A 15959-nucleotide genomic window follows, 5' to 3' on the forward strand; every position below is an offset into this window, starting at 1 on the left:
GGCGAAGCAAAACCCGACTCATCGGCGGGCTGAGCTACTACTCTCCTACTATCCAGCTATCCCCCTCTCCTACTCTCCTACTCTCCTACTCTCCTGCTCTCCTGCTCTCCTGCTATCCCACCATAATACAATCCTACTTTTCGCATCACCTTACTTCGCTCCCCGGCGCCCGGATCCCCATGTTTCGGGGCAACTAGCGTGATCCCGGTTTCGCCATAACGTTATTTGCTCCGGAAACGCCAAAACGTCGCTGAAATCTGGAAATAACGATACGGCATCGACGGCATCGACTTATTTCTCCGCCAAACTAACCATCTCGTCAAATAACGTTATGCCGTCGCCGTATCGCCGTATCGCTATTTTTCATCAACTCTCGTCCATGTCCCCATTTATCTTTCAGACAATCTCATCCTGCCGTCCCGCTCCACCATTCCGCCATTCTCCGCCTACCTGCCTACCTGCAGTCCCGCTCCACCATTCCGCCATTCTCCGCCTACCTGCCGCCCTCCCGCTCCACCACCCGCACTCCCTTCCCGCCAACCAACAAAAAAAAGCCAGGGACCAATTCCCTGACTTCTACCTACTCCGCCTTCGGCGACACCACGTACACGCACCGGTGCCCGCCCTTCGCCTTGCACTCCACCTGCTGTACGTCCGCGCCGAGCACGTTGCGGAACAGCGCCAGCTCGCTGCTGCAGGCCTGGTGGAACTGATGCGCCACCGCATGGATCGGGCAGTTGTGCTCGGTCAGCACATAACGCCCCGTGGCCGCATCCTGCTGCCACTCCGCCATATAGCCGCGATCGTCCTGCAGCTGAGCCAGCTCGCCGACCCGCATCTCCAGCTCCTGCCCCTGCATCGCCTGCCCGTACTTCTCCCTCAGCCGCTTCTCTCGCCGCTCGAACAAGCTGTCGATCATCGCTTCGCCCTGCAGCTCCTGCACATCCTGCAGAAAGTCGAGCGTGATGTCCGCATATTTCTTCGGAAACATCAGCTCCGAGCTCTCCGTCAGCGTGTACGCATACGTCGGCCGCCCCATCGCCTGGCGCACCAGCTTAGTTTGCACCAGCTGATCCTTCTCCAGCGACTGTAGATGCCGCCTCACGGCGATATCCGTTATTTGAAGCTGCGCGGCCATTTCGTTCGCCGTCAGCGCATCGTTTTTTTTCAACATCTCGAGGATGATCTGTCTCGTGCTCTTCGCCTTCGACATATGCTCACCTGCCCTACTTAATCCGCATAAACTCCAACTCTTCTCCGTCCGGTCCGGTCACAAACATACTTTGCCAGCCGTTCTCCATCACGACCAGCTCCGGCTCCCCACCGCTGCCATACCCGATCCAGCTCACCAGCCGCTCCTGCAAGCCGTCCCAATCGCCCACCTCAAACGCCAGATGCACGCCGGTCGGCCTTCCCGCCCATTCCAAAGGTTGCACGAGCTCCAATCGAGCATCTCCCAGCGTCAGGAACAGCAGCTGCTCTTCCTCCCATTGTAGTCGCATTTCCCGCCGAAAGCCAACACATTCCGTGTAAAAGCGGGCCGACCGCTCCAGATCGCTCACTTCCAGCGCCACATGATGCATTCTCATGCCGCCGCGCCACCCCCTCGCCTCTTACAAAATCAAATTCATATCGCCGAACTCATGCCACAAGTAACCTTGCGCAATGGCTTCCTGGTACGCTTCACCCAGCAGCTCCGGATCGATAAAAGCAGACAGCATGTCGAGATGGCTCGCTTCCGGCTCGTGGAATCCCGTGATCAACCCGTCCGTAACACGCAAAGGTCGAGTGCGGTCGATAAACAGGTTCGTCCAGCCGGCCCCCTCCAGCAACACGCCATCCTCCCCAACCGCCGATTCCAGCGCCCTCACGACCGTCGTGCCAACCGCCACAACCCTCCCTCCCAACTTCCGGGTTTCACGAATCTGCTCCACGGCTTCAGCCGGAACCACATACTTCTCATAATTGACCTCGGGAGCCGGATGGCCCCCCTCCTCGAGCCAATAGCTCAGTCCCGTATGGAGCTCCACGTAAGCGATCTGTACCCCCCGGCGCTGAAGCTTGAAGAGCAGCTCCCAGCTGAAAGCACGGCCCGCCGAAGGCATCTCGACCGAACCCGGCGTGGAGGCGTACACCGTCTGATAGTAATCGAGCTCCCAGGGCTGCTTGATATATTCATAACGGATAGGCTCCCCGAGCGCATATATTTGGTCCATTAACTCCGTACCGCTGCAGGAAAAAACAATCCGCACCAACAAAGGCGAACAAAATCCTTCCCCTACGCACTCCGCAGCAGTCGCGACAAGCGAAGGCTTGATGCGAAACGTATCCCCAGGTGCAACCGAGCGGCTCCCGCCAGTCACAACCGGCAACACATCCCAGCTCTCCTCGTCCACCCTTCTGGCCAACCGCAGCTCCACCCGCTTCTGCAGCTCAATCCCCCCACGTTCCCAAGCCCCGTATAAAATCGCCGGAATCGTCCGGCTCGAGTTCAGCACCAGTAAGTCGCCCGCCCGCAAAAAACGTTCCAGCTCATAAAAACGCGCATGAGTCGTTTGCCCCGTCAACCGGTCCAGCACCATCATTCTCACGTGATCTCTGCGAATCTCCCTGCGCTCAGGCGGCATTGTCGCGTTCAAAGCGTCCGGCAGCTCGAAATGTGCCAATCTAGCGTCCATCGTCCCCGCCTCCTTCCGGCCTTATGAACGCCTGAGCCTCGAAACGCTGCCCGTTCACACCAGCCCCCTCATCGGACGCCAAATAAAGGAACACATCCGTCACATCGCGCGGGTCGGCAAGCTCGTAATCGGGATCAGGATCGGCCAGCGCCATCATCAGCGTCCGCATGCTGCCCGGATCGACCATGTTCACCCGCACGGCGGTTTCGCTCAATTCATCGGCCCATGTTTGCGTCAGCCCTTCCAAAGCGAATTTGGATATCCCATAAGCGCCCCATCCGGCATACCCGACGCGTCCCGCTTCGGAAGTTACATTGATCACCGCTCCCTGTCCATGACGAAGCATGTTGACGAGCACCCGACGCGTGACAAGGAAGGGTCCAACCGCATTGACACGCAGCACTTCCGCGAAATCCGCCTCCGGATAGTCGAGCAACAATGGCATCGGGCTAGCTCCCAGCATCGCCGCATTGTTGATTAGCACATCGAGCTTGCCGAACGTATCCTCCGCTATGGCGACGAACCGCTCCACATCCCGCGCTTGCGACATATCGCCAGCCACGGCCAACACTTCAGCGCCTAGCTCTTCCAGCTCTCGCTTAACCTGCAGCAAAGCCGCCTCCCCCCGCGCTGACAACGCCAGCTTGGCTCCCTGCTCCGCGAAAGCGAAGCTAAGCGCCCGCCCAAGCCCCCTCGACGCTCCTGTGATCATTACCGTTTTCCCTTGAAAGATTCCGTTAGCCGCCATGTCGATCGCTCCTCATCGGTTTGGATTGTTTTCGAATTTAAATAACTTTATAAATATTTATGTTTGTTTAGTTTATAATATGCTTCTCGTTCCAATTTGTAAACCATTATTTTCATTTTCATGCCCCCATTTCCCCACCAGATTCTGTTACAATATTTAATTATTGCTACAAAAAGGAGAGCGATCTGAAAGCCATGGAAAGACCAAATTTCTTTATCCGTTCCGCAAGTATTTGCCTATGCCTGATCTCACTCGCATTCACAGTTTCTTCTCTGCCTGTTCATGCGGAGACACTAGCCTCCGGGGAACCGGAATCAACCATCGGATGGACTCAGATTGCAGCTGGAGGCACTCATAAAATTGCTGTAAAATCGGACGGGACTGTATGGGCTTGGGGAGGGAATCGTTCTGGGCAAGTAGGTAACGGTGGAATGGGGGCTCCGGTGGAGTCGCCTGTACAAGTAAAAAACATTTCCAACGTTCGAGGCATTGCAGCAGGCAATATTCACTCATTTGCGATTGGCCAGGATGGTACTGTATGGGGCTGGGGAGCCAACACGGATGGAACAATTGGAGACGGCTTTGAAACTACCCGGAAGACCGGCTCCGGAGAAGCTTTGGACAACCAAGATCGTGCCGTTCCGGTGCAGGTGCGTGAACTGAAGCAAATCACGAAAGTCGTTGCCAATTTCGCCGCCAGCTTTGCACTTAAGGAGGACGGTACCGTATGGGGCTGGGGATTCATCTCTGTCCCCTACACCAAAATTCCCGCGAGGCTTATTGGCTGGACCGACATGACAGATATAGCGACAGGGTATACGGGGAATTTGCTCGCCGTTAAAAGCGATGGGACTGTATGGACCAATGGTAAAAATGGACTCCCAGCCCAAGTTGAAGGCTTAAGTGATATCGTGAAAGTGGCCGCCAGCTCAGGAAGCTCCTACGCTTTGAAGAACGACGGTACGGTTTGGGCATGGGGACAAAATTACGATGGGCGTCTTGGAGACGGGACTACAGTAGCCAAAGAGGCTCCCACTCGGAACCCTTTTCTCCAAAATGTGGCGGATATCTCGGCAACCTCAGGCGGCGCAGTCTACTTGTTGAAGGATGGAACCGTATGGGCTAACGGGACTAACCGAGGAGGTCAATTGGGGATCGGATCCTATGAAGACTCCAGCATTCCGGTTCAAGTAAAGGGTCTTACTCATATCACTCAAATCTCCTCATCTACAACCGGTAATAGTGTAATGGCACTAAGGGGGGATCAAACACTATGGTCGTGGGGGGACGGATACGTTGGTGATGGGACAGAGTGGTGGAGGACCGTTCCGGTTATGATTAAAAGCTACGAGAATCAAATTCTCGAAGACATCGATACGATTAAAGTGGATATTAATGGGAAAGCCATTCGTTTCGATCACTCCCCCGTGCTAATATTCGAGAAAACGATGGTGCCGATGCGTAAAATATTCGAAGTGTTAGGTGCGACTCTAGAGTGGGAGCAGAGCACGAGCACTGTGCATGCCATTCGAGGTCAAACTCGCATCTCGCTAAAAATCGGCGATCAGCAAGCCTTGGTTAACGGGGCTCCAGTAGAGCTGGATGCCGCTGCCGTGATTCTGAACGACAGCACATTCGTCCCGGTCCGTTTTATTGCCGAATCTCTTGGCACTGTAGTGGCTTGGGATGACGTTACGAAAACGGTCAAAATCACTACTCCATCGACTGGGAAATAAGCCTCACACTATTGCAACTTCTCGCGATCCATTTAGGGGCAAGTCCAGTCATTTCCAATCTAGCAAACATAAATATAGTAGACAGCCACTGTATTTTTGCTAGAAAGGAGGAATTCGCATGCAGCTGCAACAGCTCAAAGGCCGCTATGATGCGGTGTACAGCTTGGGCTCCAACTGCTTGCCGGGGATGCAGCTCCGCAAGAACAAGCTTACTTCCGCCACGGGGGTGCTGGACTGGATGATCTCCGAATCGCTCGGGAGTGTGAACCAGCTGCTGCAGAACCGGTTCTCCGGCTTCATGCAGCTGCCGAATATGACGGTGACCGGCTTCGATCACAAGAAGTACAGCTACATGGTGCGAGACGCCGCTTACGGCATCTACTCCGTGCATGACTTCCCCGTGGAACGCAATCCGGGAGGCCGCCTCTTAACTTACTCCGAGTTTCAGGAGAAAATAGAGCGCCGAGTCAGAAGATTCCTGAACCATCTAGCTGCCGGCCGATCGTTCCTGTTTATTCGGACGGACGGCTCCTATCAGGAAGCCGCAGAGCTTCAAGCGACGCTCGCCAATCTCATCCATTCCGAGTTCCGCGTGCTGCTCGTTCAACATACAAGCCGGGCGAAAGGCATCGTGGAGCAAAATGGGGGACTCGAGCATGTCAGTGTCGTCGAGCTGCCGAACCAAGATATTTGGGATGGCAACGATGCCCTGTGGCGGGAGCTGCTGAGCGGGGTCACATTAGTGAAATAGGTGCTTCGCGAACCGCACAACACCCCAAAAAACCGGCAAGCACATCACTCGTGCTCCGCCGGTTTTTTCCCGTCTCCCAATCTCACGTACACCGCGCCTAAAGCTGCCAATCGACCGCCGTCCAGCACATTCCGGGTGTCCAATACTTGCCGCGTCCGCATCCCTCCGATCGCCGGCAGGAGATAGTCCGGCTCGCGGAACAGCGAATGATCCGTGAGCAAGACTAGACAATCCGAACCGGCTGCCGCCGCTTCCAGGTTACACGCCGCATCCCATCCATCCCCGGACGGGCGGACATACGGATCGAACAATCGCAATCGATACCCTTTTGCCGCCAAAACATCGCGAACCGCTGCAGAAGGGCTGTTCCTCGTATCCGCCACATCTCCTTTAAAAGCCAGCCCCAGCAGCGTGACGACGGGCTCCGCCACACCAGCCACCATCGTTTCGACCTTCGCCGCGACCCGCAAGGGAACCGCGTCGTTGACGTCGCGGGCCAGCTTCACAAGCGGAGCGTCGCCGGCGGCCGCGTCGACGATAAACCAAGGGTCGACGGCGATGCAATGGCCGCCTACCCCCGGTCCCGGCTGATGGACATGCACCCGCGGATGCGTGTTGGCGAGACGCACCGCCTCCCAGACATTGAAGCCGATCGTTTCCGCCAGCCGGGCCAGCTCGTTCACATACGCGATATTGACGTCCCGGTACGTATTCTCGATCAGCTTGATCATCTCCGCCGTTCGCAGATCGGTCGTGTGGATGTCGCCGCGCACAAAATGCCGGTAAAGCGCTACAGCCATTCGAGTCGACCGGTCGTCGATTCCGCCGATGATGCGGCTGTTAACGGCGAGCTCCTGCAATACTCGACCCGGCAGCACGCGCTCCGGCGAATAAGCGGCATGCAGCTCTTCGCCGAGCCGCAAGCCGGTACGTCCAAGAATCGGCAGCAGCACACGCTCCATCGTCCCTGGCGGAACCGTCGACTCCAACAGCACGAGGTTGCCGCTCCGCAACCAGGGAAGCAGCGAAACCGCCGCCGCCTCCACAAAGCTCAAATCCGGCACCCGACTATCCGACATCGGAGTTTGCACACAGACCAGATAGACGTCCGCTGCAACAAGCTCCGTCGACACTGTAAGCGCCCCGCTCGCGAGCACATCCGCCAATGCTTCCCGAAGTCCCGGCTCCTGCGGGTCCACGATCTGTCTCCCAATACGATCCACGACGGAAGGCTGGCTATCTACTCCTTGAACCGTACAGCCGCTCCGCGCGAATAAGACGGCGGTCGGAAGTCCGATGTACCCCAAGCCGACAAGGCAGATCTTCATAACACGCCACCTCCCACGCTTAAACGAACGCCACCCTAAACGGTCGCCTGACACTTACACGGTCACCTGCTTACGCAGTTCCGCCTCCGCTGCCGCCGCCATTTTGCCCCAATCGTTCCCCTCGCCCCGTAGACCCTCGATATAGTTGAATTTATCAGCCGAATACAATCGAACCCCCAGCCTCATACATCGCTGCAAAAACTGCTGAAACGGAACCCCAAGCTCCTCCGGCGGCGAAACCCGAGTGAACAGTTCTTTCGCGACAATCCAAGCCCCGTCCGACAAAGTAGTCGCATACAAGTTCTGCAGCTCCTCCCGTTGAAGCGTCAAACCACGGTTCGAAGCCGCTCCGCCAAAGGAATAATAAGCTCCCTTCCCCACAATCGAAGCATTCGAAAATTCAGCGGCATGCATCAGGTCCTTCAAATAATGAGGGGCATAGTAGCAGTTCTCCCGGAACAGCGACATGTAGTTGTACCTGGACTGGGTCATCGCATAACGCAGCCCCTGACCGAATGACTCCTCCTTCCGTAGCAGCACGATCGTGATAGAAGAATGATGCAGATGCAGGCTCTCCCGAAGCTGAAGCAGATCCTCCCTCCCTACTAGCAAAACAAGCTCCTTGCGGAGCCACGACTGTTCATAGTACCGCTCCAAAATATAACGCGCCTGCACCGGATTCCGCACCCACGCGACGACCGTCACCCCTTCTGATTCGCTTGTCGACATCCCAAGCTTATCCAGAATCACATCGAAACGGTGCTTGTACAGATGATAGTCGTATACATGCCGGACTCCGAGCAGGCTCAGCCTCTCCGAGACCTCCTGCTGCTGCAGCAAATAAGCCAGATGGCGATGCGTCTCCGACGGAGCGGCTGCAATCGGCACGAGACCTGGCAACATGCGGTTGATGCCTTCGGCCGGCGTGCTGATCACATTCGTACCCGAGGCCAGCAGCTCGAACATCCGCCGGGCGATCATTGTTGGACTTTGGGCGGCTGAGTTGACGTTCAGGAACACTTTGTACTGTTTATAAGCCAACACCATCTCCCCGTAAGCAAGCCCGGGCAGCATGCAAGGCGCGTATTGCGGCGGAAAATGATAGCTGGGATTAGGACTGCCGTAATGTCGGTCATAAATATGAAGCCCATGAGCCATCGCAGGCTCCAGGAGAATGGGAACATCCGCGAGCCGCTCCGGGTAACGGTCCTTGTAATAGCTCCCCGCGAACGCAACCGGCAGTTTAGAGCGGTAGCTCGAGCCGATCGGATTATGGAGGGCAGGCTGCGCCGCAAACGGCAGGACGTACACCTTCTCCTTGCCTGCTTCCTTTTTATATTTGTCTACGCAGTCGGCATCCGTTGTGAAAATATAATCGAAGCGTTTGGCCGTTTCAATAAATTGGGTGTAATGCGGAGGATCCTCCTTGTTCCAGAACACGGTCGGAATGCCCCGTTCGAGGCAATAGTCGAGCAGGGCGAACAGCTGGCTGAAGTCACCGGGGCGTTTGTCGTTCAACTCATTTTTCCAGCTCCCGTCGGCCCCGCTCCAGGCAGACTCGACGAACAAGAAGACTGGAGCTATCTCTTCCATTTGCGCCCACCAGCTGTACGCCTTTAGAGGGACGAGCTGGCATTCGTGTCGGAAACAAGCATAGCTGAACGGATCGAGAATGCAGGCGACGACCAGCTCCGGCCGACGATTGCTCCCAGGCAGCGGCTTCGGCATGGCCCTGCGCTTTCTATCCAACATCCGAACCGCATCCGACAACCCGTTCCCCATCCTCGCTCCTCCTTTCTAGAAACCTCAAACTCTCTTGCCGTTGGATTACTATATGAGCTTTCTCGCTCAGGCGGTACGGCATCTATCGCATTCGGGCTTTCGGCACAGGCACATTTTCTCCCAACCGGGCGTATGCGGACGCCATTCCGCGAATCACTCATAGTCTGATAGAAAGGAGGCGAACCATGAACGAACCTAGAGTCATTGGGATATGCGTGTCGGCCGATCGTCCGTATGTGCATGAGATGGCGGTGAAACGGCTGCAGATGCTCGGGCAAGCTGGTAACCGAAACGAGTGGATCTTGTTCGATCGGGACCGCGTCAATGTGAAAACGAGGAAGGTAACGGGCCGAAGATGGGGGCATGGGGGGCAAACCTTCGGTACGGTTGAAGAGACGATTCCCTGTCCCCCTGTCGTCTTCGTGCAGTGTATTGCGGGGCGGCGTTGGATGGAGCAGTTGAAAAGAATGGGAAGCCAAGTGTTCAACGATTGTATGTTCGACAAATGGGAGTGCTGGACGACACTGGCTGGCGACCGCAGGCTGCGCGGTGTTTTGCCGGACACGCAGCTGTTGACTGCCGATCCCGGCTTGCAGCTGTTTCTCGCCAAACATCGCGATATTTTCCTGAAACCGATCGATGCGGATCTGGGGCACAGCAGCTTGGGGATCGTCCGGCTCCAGCTTCGCGAGAACGGTTCCATTCTAGCGAGCCACGAATCCGTGCTGGAGATGAAGACGATCGAGTTTGACGGCTTCCGGAGCTTCTATGCCTGGTTTTATTCGTATGCCGGACGGAACATGTATCTCATGCAGCAATCGATCGAGACGGAAATTCGGATGAACGGGGTCACCGATTTCCGCCTGCATATGAACCGCAAGCCGCGGGGTCAATGGGTCGTCTCGCTCGTCCTGCTGCGCATCGCCCATAACCGCAGCCACATCGTCCCCAAACGCGCCATCATGCTGCCGATGCACAAATGGAAAGCGATGTCGGGGAACTCTCCTAGTCAAACACGGCAAATCGAATCGATCGAACGCTCGGTCATCGAACTCGGTTATCGCATCTGCTCGCAGTTGGACGGCAGAGGCTGGCACATGGCGGATTTAGGGATGGATTTCGGCTTGGACCGGCAGGGACAGCTTTGGATATTCGAAATCAACCCGCTTCCTAGCCCGCTCTCCCTATCTGCTGATTGGTATGAGGGGAACGCTTGGACGAGTCCGCTGGTTTATGCGCAGTCTCTTCTAAACTAGTCTCGGGGCACGGAATTCAGACTGGAACAAACATACAAAATAGCAATCTAGCGTCACACATCGCCTTAGATATTAATAGGATGTCAGTAGAAAGGAGGGGATCACTATGGGAGTTGTAACAACAGCGTTTGTATCCATCTCGCTCACGGCTTATGTATTGCCCGGAATAGACCCGCTGCCGGATACGATTATCCCGTTGCCGCTGGCCATCAACCTGCTCGTGGAGGTGCCTTATCCGGTAGTCGGCGGATTAGTCACTATCGACCTGCTGCCGCTGCTTGGCATCGACCAGGATCTGGTGCTGGCCGTACCAGGCTCTAGCGTGCAAACCGTCGTTCTCGTTCCTGGCGTTTTGGAGGCGCAACTGGCCGTCATCATATCCGAAACGGCGTAATATTCGCTTCTAACGGGGGGACAAGCCCTCAAAAGAAGAGAGAGCCGTTCCTCTGGAACGGCTCTCTCTTCTTTTGGGGAAGGTTAATCCACCTTGCCCGTGCCATAGTTCAGCTGCTCTAATTGAGCAGGCGTCCAATTTTTGACCTTATTCGCCCCATCCGGTCCGGTCAGCTTGATGCGGTAATTCGTTTCGATATAGGTGCGAATCGTTCGGAATTGCTCCGGCGTCATCTCGGTTATCCCTGTTTTGCTGTCCAACTGCGAAAGGATGAGCCCGATCACTTCTCCGGCGAGCGATGTGTTCGGTTGGATCCGAGCGCTGCCGTAGGCGGCTCCTGTGGCTCCGACATTTTTGCCGGCCGTGATGATGTTGGCGTAGCCCTTCGGGATAAAGGAACGCAGCGGGATGCCGTATTTGTCGGGGTCGCCCTTCTTGTAGCCCCATCGGTGCGTCAGCGTTCCTTGAAGATCGATCGGGTAGCCGGCGATCGCCACATTGTCCTCAAACATCTTGCCGCTCATGATGTCCGATGCTTGCAGAACATATTCCGTCTCGAAGCGATCGTAATCGCGGACGTACAAGTACTCCGGATAGCCGTTCACTTCCGCCTTCTCCCAACCCGGCAGCTCTTTGCGCAGATGCTGTAGAACAAGATCGGTCTCGCGTCTCCCTCGTTCGATCGCACTCTTCACGCTCGCCTCGTTCGACGGGTCGACGTTGTAGATGAGCAGCGCATTGATCGCCGCTTGGCCGTCTTTCAAGTTGATCGTATTCAAGCCGCGCAGGAACAGCTCGGGATCCGACGGTGTGTAGCGGCTGCCGACATTGCCGAAGCCCCAAGTGGTCGCATTCGTGACCGTAGTCGTGTCGCCATAATGCTCCACAATTTCTCTCTTGCCAAGCTTGTAGACGCCATCCTTGAACGCATCCCAGTCGACGTTCTTGAACATCATCATAATGGTGGACGCCATCCGGTCCGGCTTCGGCAAACCAAGCGCGGTCTCGATGCCCGGGATGCGAGGAAGTCCGAGCCGGCTCGTTAGCGCAGCGAAGTCTGAATTTTCTACATAGTAGCCGGCATGGACGGTTTTTTCTTGCCCGTCCTTCGTCTTGTATTTGAGCTGACCGATCCGTTTTTTGCTGCCCCCGCTTGTGTCTATTTGAATATCGGTGAGCTTGATGCCGGACTCGATCGGAATGCCCTCCATCAGCTTGTTGAAGTAAGCCTGATATTCGGCCGGCTTGCGAATTTTGCCGCTCTTGAAGTCGTCGAACAGCAGCTTCACGCGTCCTTGGACCAGCGATTTGCCGCTGTCGTCCTGCGGTTCGTCGAGAAAAATCATCTGCCCCTGGATGAGCTGGCCGCCCGGCTTCTCCCTCGGATCGAGGACGAGCACCGATTTCCCTTCGTCGCGCGCCGCACGTGCCAAGTACATCCCCTCTACTTCAGAGCCGATCACCACGATATCCGGCTTGGTCGGATCCATGGAGACGCTGGGAATCGGCTTAGGCGTCGTCGAAGACCCGGCATCGGAGCCTGGCCATTTGCAGCCCGCCACGAGTGCGGCCGTCAACGCGAGCAGCGCAATCATGTTCCACCATTTGCGCAAGTTCATTACAACCTCCTAATCTCTACGGGAATGACCGGACAAAACCGGTTTTTCGTCCCGCTTCATATCCGCATCCCTCATAAAACCGATGCACTTCCTCCCGTTTCGATCCGGTGAGCAGCATGATTTTGTAGCCGTTCGCCTGCCGCACGATCTCCGCCGCTTTGTCCAGCACCATCCGGCCGTATCCTTGTTTCCTATGCTCGGCATGCGTCACTACGTTCTCGATCAGCCCATATGGCCGAGCGCCTCGGGTCAAGTTCTTGATCAGCGTCAAGACACAGGTCGCAACCAGCCGGCCTTCCGCCTCCACGACGAGAATGTGCATAGAGGGATCGTTCAATATTTCTTCCCATAATGTTTTAAGGGGCTCATCCCAAACCAGCTCAGGATCCGAATCATGCAAATATTGGTAGAGCTGGAGCAGCTCGTTTAGTTCGTCTTCCCGTATGATGCGCGCTATCGCTTGTGGACTTGTCATGGTCATACCTCCCGGCTCGGATTCGCGATTACGTCCAGGATCAATTGCTTCTGATGCCCCGGCATTCCGTCAGGCCATTCACCCGGGGTGCAGAAGCGGATTTCGGCGATCTCCTCGTTCGGTCGGAACGTTCCGCGTAGCACTTCGCCTCTATAGATAAGATCGATCCGCGTCGGCTTCGTGCCGAATAGGGCTCGGGCGAGCCGAATACGCACCATCAGCCCGGTCTCCTCCTCAATCTCGCGCTTGAAGCCGATCTCGGGCTGCTCGAGCTCCAGGAATCCGCCCGGAATGCCCCATGGCTGCTTCGTTCGGTAGCGATGGTTCAGCAGCAGCACTTGGCCTTGGTCGTTCGTGATGACCCCGAGCACCGCTACGACATATTTGGGCTGTGTCCAGGCGACAATCGTGTTCTTGAAGCCTTGAAACGGCGTATGCTTGTACAGGGCCACGAGCCAGCGCTTCGGCAGCGCATTGATGAGCTTCTTGAGCATGAACGCCCTCCTCGAGTTCGATGTTAATCCAGCTGTACGACCGCTCCCGCACCGATCTCCACGACATCTGTATCAACCCTGATCCAGACCGGAATCGCGGAAGGATTGTGCACGATGCGGCTGTCGATCGAGAACCGCAGTCTCTGCAAAGCTTGCATGTAAGCAAGGATCTCGGCATTGGTGGCGTACCAGATGTCTTCGCGGCCCGCTACCTTTTCGCCGAATCTATCGAGCAGCTCCCAATTCTGATTGTTGTCGAACTCGTAGCTATGGCCCCAAACATAGAGGAGCGCCATACGGGTATGCCGCTGCTCCAGCGAGACGAACGCCTCCGCCTGCTCGACCATACCGTGATGATGGCAGGTTGGATGCCAGCGCAGGAAGTCGGACGGCATCTGGAACTTGCCGTGGCTTTCGACCGTGCGGGCATATTCGATCCCTATTGCAGGCAATAAGCTCAGCACCAGCTCATTGTAGGCTCCAAACGGATAGCTCATCCCCCGCACCGGGTAGCCTACGAGCCGCTCCAGAGCCTCGCGGTCCGCCGTCAGCTGCCTGACGATCTGATCCGCCGACGTCTGGTCCAGAAACGGATGGTTAACCGTATGCGCCGACACCTCATGGCCTTGGAACAGGCTTGCCACCTCGTCCGCGCGAATGTACCGCTCGTTTCCCAGAAACCCCGAGTTTAGATGAAACGTCCCTTTCAACCCATACTCGTTCAGCTTGTCTACCAGCCTTCGGTCTTGCTCCTTGCCGTCGTCATAGCTCAGCGTGAGCGCCTTCGTCCGCCCTCCCGGGAACATGTCATATCGAATCCGCTTCTCCATTTTTAAGGGCCCTCCTCTAATTTTTCCTGCTGCTCCCAATTGATCTCGCCTGTATTGTGGCACTGATAGCCGTTTGTGTCAAATTAAACTCATATCGTCAGCATCATTCGAGGCGAGTAGCATCAAGCAGAAATGGAAAAAACCCCTGCTTCCTAAACGGAGGCAGGGGTTGCTTTTGTATTCGGCTCGGCTCAATCGTCGTCCTCGTCCTCTTGCGCTTTGCGCAGCTGCTCGAGGTACTCCGCCGTGTCGCGGTCGCGCTGGCGGCCTTTCTCCTTGAGCCGCTCGATCGCAGGCATGATCAGGAGGTCGACTTCCTTCTGCACGATGTAGGACAAATCGTACCGGGTCTGCCCTTCCAGGAAAGAGCCGACCTCCATCAGGTTGTTGTACCGGTCCAGCTCGTCTCGGGTCAGCAACCCGCGCACTTGCACGCTGCAATGACGCACCTTGTAAGCCTCCTCCAGCCACTCCGCTGAGGAGCGCGTAGGCTGTCTGTCTGTGCAACTAATTAGAACTTACCCTTCTTCAAGACGAGCGGAATGCCGCCAATGATGTACAGGTAGCGCATGTCGATGATCTTCTTCATCATGGCCGCGGTACCGCCCTTCAGCTTGCGGCTGCCGACGACGCCGATCGCTTCGCCTTTGCCGAGCGAGGCCACTGTCCCTTTGATGGACGGCTTGAATTCTTTGAGCGGCTGGTTGCGGATCGCGGCAACCAGGTTGCTCGCTGTCGTGATGCCTTGCTGCATCGCGATCTGGGCGGTCGGCGGGAAAGGCCGACCTTGGTCGTTGAAGATCAGCGAGCAATCGCCGATGATGAACACGTTGTCGTAGCCCGGCGCCCGGAGCTGCGGATCGACCTTAACGCGGCCGCGCATGGCTTCGAAGCCGGCTTGCTCGACGAGATGGTTGCCGCGGATGCCGCCGGTCCAGATGACGGTCGACGCTTTGATCGTCTCGCCGTCCGCCAGTATGACGCCGTCCGGCATGCACTCTTTGATCGCGGTCGCGATTTTGAACGTAACGCCCTTGTTCGTCAGCACTTGCATCGCATACTCGACCAGCTCCGGATCGAAACCAGGCAAGGCGGTAGGAGCCGCTTCGATATTATAAATTTTGACCAATGCCGGATCGACGTCGAACTCTTTGCACAATTCAGGAATACGGTCCGCCAGCTCGCCGATGAACTCGATGCCCGTGAACCCGGCGCCGCCGACTATGAATGTCAAATAATCTTTGCGCTCCGGCTCGCGCTTGAACTTGGCGAATTGATACTCGATATGCTCGCGAATGAGACGAACGCTGTTGATGCTGCGGATGTTCATGGCGTATTCTTTCAGCCCCGGGATGCCGAACGTCTCGGATTCTCCGCCCAGACCGATGACCAAATAGTCGTAAGACAGCGTGCCGTCCTCCAGCACGACCTTGCCTTCCTGCGGCTTGATCTGAACGACCGTCGACTTGACGAAATCGATCTTGAACTCGTCGATCAGCTTCGAGATGCTGACGCGCGCATTTTCGGGATTGTCCGTACCGGCCGCCGGCATATGCAGATGGGTCGTGATGTAATGATAGTCGTGTTTGTTCACGAGCGTAACGTTCGCTTCATTGTAGTTCAGCTCTTTTTGCAGCCGAAGCGCCGTCAGTACTCCGCCGTAACCGGCTCCCAAGATGACGATTCTAGGCACTGTGCTCATATGGATCATTCCACTCCATTATCCGTTTTTTTGTTGCTTCTCTATACCTATGACAGCTTGCAAACCGCACCTTGTGAAAAATTACACAATCCGTGGCATGAAATACCATTCCTACCCTTACTTTAAACGATATCGGGCCTAAATATAACTGTTAAAGCAAACATTT

16 protein-coding genes are annotated in these 15959 nt (G+C 56.1%); 4 read left to right on the forward strand and 12 right to left on the reverse strand.

Features of this window, described 5'->3' with window-relative positions; genetic code table 11:
- Positions 1-580: 580 nt before the first annotated feature.
- From PKO02S_RS16455 to PKO02S_RS16470, 4 genes are read right to left on the reverse strand one after another with little or no spacing between them, the layout of a single operon-like run.
- Positions 581-1213: a helix-turn-helix transcriptional regulator gene (locus tag PKO02S_RS16455; protein ID WP_127584779.1), complete on the reverse strand. Its 633-nt coding sequence runs from the start codon at positions 1211-1213 to the stop codon at positions 581-583.
- Positions 1214-1226: 13 nt separating this feature from the next.
- Positions 1227-1589 (reverse strand): VOC family protein, encoded by a 363-nt coding sequence (locus PKO02S_RS16460; RefSeq protein ID WP_127584781.1) that lies wholly within the window; start codon positions 1587-1589, stop codon positions 1227-1229.
- A gap of 24 nt (positions 1590-1613) precedes the next feature.
- Positions 1614-2678, reverse strand: coding sequence for an S-adenosylmethionine:tRNA ribosyltransferase-isomerase (locus PKO02S_RS16465; protein WP_127584783.1), 1065 nt, complete (start codon positions 2676-2678; stop codon positions 1614-1616).
- Positions 2668-3426 (reverse strand): SDR family NAD(P)-dependent oxidoreductase, encoded by a 759-nt coding sequence (locus PKO02S_RS16470; protein WP_127584785.1) that lies wholly within the window; start codon positions 3424-3426, stop codon positions 2668-2670. Before PKO02S_RS16470 ends, PKO02S_RS16465 begins: the two co-directional genes overlap by 11 nt.
- A 194-nt stretch (positions 3427-3620) precedes the next feature.
- Between PKO02S_RS16470 and PKO02S_RS16475 the strand changes: the two genes are divergently transcribed.
- Both PKO02S_RS16475 and PKO02S_RS16480 read left to right on the forward strand, forming a co-directional pair.
- Positions 3621-5162, forward strand: coding sequence for a stalk domain-containing protein (locus PKO02S_RS16475; RefSeq protein WP_127584787.1), 1542 nt, complete (start codon positions 3621-3623; stop codon positions 5160-5162).
- A 118-nt stretch (positions 5163-5280) separates the two neighbouring features.
- Positions 5281-5913, forward strand: coding sequence for a DUF1796 family putative cysteine peptidase (locus PKO02S_RS16480; RefSeq protein WP_127584789.1), 633 nt, complete (start codon positions 5281-5283; stop codon positions 5911-5913).
- A 44-nt stretch (positions 5914-5957) separates the two neighbouring features.
- On the opposite strand, the gene PKO02S_RS16485 is transcribed toward PKO02S_RS16480, so the two are convergent.
- Positions 5958-7241 carry a nucleotide sugar dehydrogenase gene (locus PKO02S_RS16485; protein WP_127584791.1) on the reverse strand — a complete coding sequence of 428 codons (1284 nt, stop codon included), beginning with the start codon at positions 7239-7241 and terminating at the stop codon, positions 5958-5960.
- A gap of 54 nt (positions 7242-7295) precedes the next feature.
- On the reverse strand, positions 7296-9023 hold the full coding sequence (locus PKO02S_RS16490) for a CgeB family protein (RefSeq protein WP_127584793.1): 1728 nt from the start codon (positions 9021-9023) through the stop codon (positions 7296-7298).
- Between the two features lie 185 nt (positions 9024-9208).
- Between PKO02S_RS16490 and PKO02S_RS16495 the strand changes: the two genes are divergently transcribed.
- Together PKO02S_RS16495 and PKO02S_RS16500 are read left to right on the forward strand one after the other, a co-directional pair.
- Positions 9209-10279, forward strand: a complete 1071-nt coding sequence (locus PKO02S_RS16495) for a YheC/YheD family protein (protein WP_127584795.1) — start codon at positions 9209-9211, stop codon at positions 10277-10279.
- A gap of 106 nt (positions 10280-10385) precedes the next feature.
- Positions 10386-10673, forward strand: a complete 288-nt coding sequence (locus PKO02S_RS16500) for a hypothetical protein (protein WP_127584797.1) — start codon at positions 10386-10388, stop codon at positions 10671-10673.
- A gap of 83 nt (positions 10674-10756) precedes the next feature.
- Here the strand turns inward: PKO02S_RS16500 and PKO02S_RS16505 are convergent, their stop codons facing one another.
- From PKO02S_RS16505 to PKO02S_RS16530, 6 genes are all read right to left on the reverse strand, one after another.
- Complete coding sequence (locus PKO02S_RS16505; protein ID WP_127584799.1) at positions 10757-12292, reverse strand: FAD-dependent oxidoreductase; 1536 nt, start codon at positions 12290-12292, stop codon at positions 10757-10759.
- 16 nt (positions 12293-12308) lie between these two features.
- Positions 12309-12767 carry a GNAT family N-acetyltransferase gene (locus PKO02S_RS16510; protein ID WP_127584801.1) on the reverse strand — a complete coding sequence of 153 codons (459 nt, stop codon included), beginning with the start codon at positions 12765-12767 and terminating at the stop codon, positions 12309-12311.
- 2 nt (positions 12768-12769) lie between these two features.
- Complete coding sequence (locus tag PKO02S_RS16515) at positions 12770-13261, reverse strand: NUDIX hydrolase (RefSeq protein ID WP_127584803.1); 492 nt, start codon at positions 13259-13261, stop codon at positions 12770-12772.
- 23 nt (positions 13262-13284) lie between these two features.
- A complete protein-coding gene (locus tag PKO02S_RS16520; RefSeq protein ID WP_127584806.1) occupies positions 13285-14091 on the reverse strand; it encodes a polysaccharide deacetylase family protein in 807 nt (268 codons plus the stop codon).
- Positions 14092-14282: 191 nt separating this feature from the next.
- Complete coding sequence (locus PKO02S_RS16525) at positions 14283-14540, reverse strand: hypothetical protein (protein ID WP_127584808.1); 258 nt, start codon at positions 14538-14540, stop codon at positions 14283-14285.
- A gap of 62 nt (positions 14541-14602) precedes the next feature.
- Positions 14603-15793 carry an NAD(P)/FAD-dependent oxidoreductase gene (locus tag PKO02S_RS16530; protein ID WP_127584811.1) on the reverse strand — a complete coding sequence of 397 codons (1191 nt, stop codon included), beginning with the start codon at positions 15791-15793 and terminating at the stop codon, positions 14603-14605.
- Positions 15794-15959: the final 166 nt, after the last annotated feature.

Source organism: Paenibacillus koleovorans NBRC 103111 (genome assembly GCF_004000845.1).
Classification (GTDB): domain Bacteria; phylum Bacillota; class Bacilli; order Paenibacillales; family NBRC-103111; genus Paenibacillus_AA; species Paenibacillus_AA koleovorans.

Coding starts and splice junctions, on each gene's coding strand:
- PKO02S_RS16520 (WP_127584806.1), bottom strand. CDS start 14,091: ATGGAGAAGCGGATTCGATATGACATGTTCCCGGGAGGGCGGACGAAG.
- PKO02S_RS16490 (WP_127584793.1), bottom strand. CDS start 9,023: ATGGGGAACGGGTTGTCGGATGCGGTTCGGATGTTGGATAGAAAGCGC.
- PKO02S_RS16475 (WP_127584787.1), top strand. CDS start 3,621: ATGGAAAGACCAAATTTCTTTATCCGTTCCGCAAGTATTTGCCTATGC.
- PKO02S_RS16465 (WP_127584783.1), bottom strand. CDS start 2,678: ATGGACGCTAGATTGGCACATTTCGAGCTGCCGGACGCTTTGAACGCG.
- PKO02S_RS16455 (WP_127584779.1), bottom strand. CDS start 1,213: ATGTCGAAGGCGAAGAGCACGAGACAGATCATCCTCGAGATGTTGAAA.
- PKO02S_RS16510 (WP_127584801.1), bottom strand. CDS start 12,767: ATGACAAGTCCACAAGCGATAGCGCGCATCATACGGGAAGACGAACTA.
- PKO02S_RS16485 (WP_127584791.1), bottom strand. CDS start 7,241: ATGAAGATCTGCCTTGTCGGCTTGGGGTACATCGGACTTCCGACCGCC.
- PKO02S_RS16460 (WP_127584781.1), bottom strand. CDS start 1,589: ATGAGAATGCATCATGTGGCGCTGGAAGTGAGCGATCTGGAGCGGTCG.
- PKO02S_RS16495 (WP_127584795.1), top strand. CDS start 9,209: ATGAACGAACCTAGAGTCATTGGGATATGCGTGTCGGCCGATCGTCCG.
- PKO02S_RS16470 (WP_127584785.1), bottom strand. CDS start 3,426: ATGGCGGCTAACGGAATCTTTCAAGGGAAAACGGTAATGATCACAGGA.
- PKO02S_RS16500 (WP_127584797.1), top strand. CDS start 10,386: ATGGGAGTTGTAACAACAGCGTTTGTATCCATCTCGCTCACGGCTTAT.
- PKO02S_RS16505 (WP_127584799.1), bottom strand. CDS start 12,292: ATGAACTTGCGCAAATGGTGGAACATGATTGCGCTGCTCGCGTTGACG.
- PKO02S_RS16480 (WP_127584789.1), top strand. CDS start 5,281: ATGCAGCTGCAACAGCTCAAAGGCCGCTATGATGCGGTGTACAGCTTG.
- PKO02S_RS16515 (WP_127584803.1), bottom strand. CDS start 13,261: ATGCTCAAGAAGCTCATCAATGCGCTGCCGAAGCGCTGGCTCGTGGCC.
- PKO02S_RS16530 (WP_127584811.1), bottom strand. CDS start 15,793: ATGAGCACAGTGCCTAGAATCGTCATCTTGGGAGCCGGTTACGGCGGA.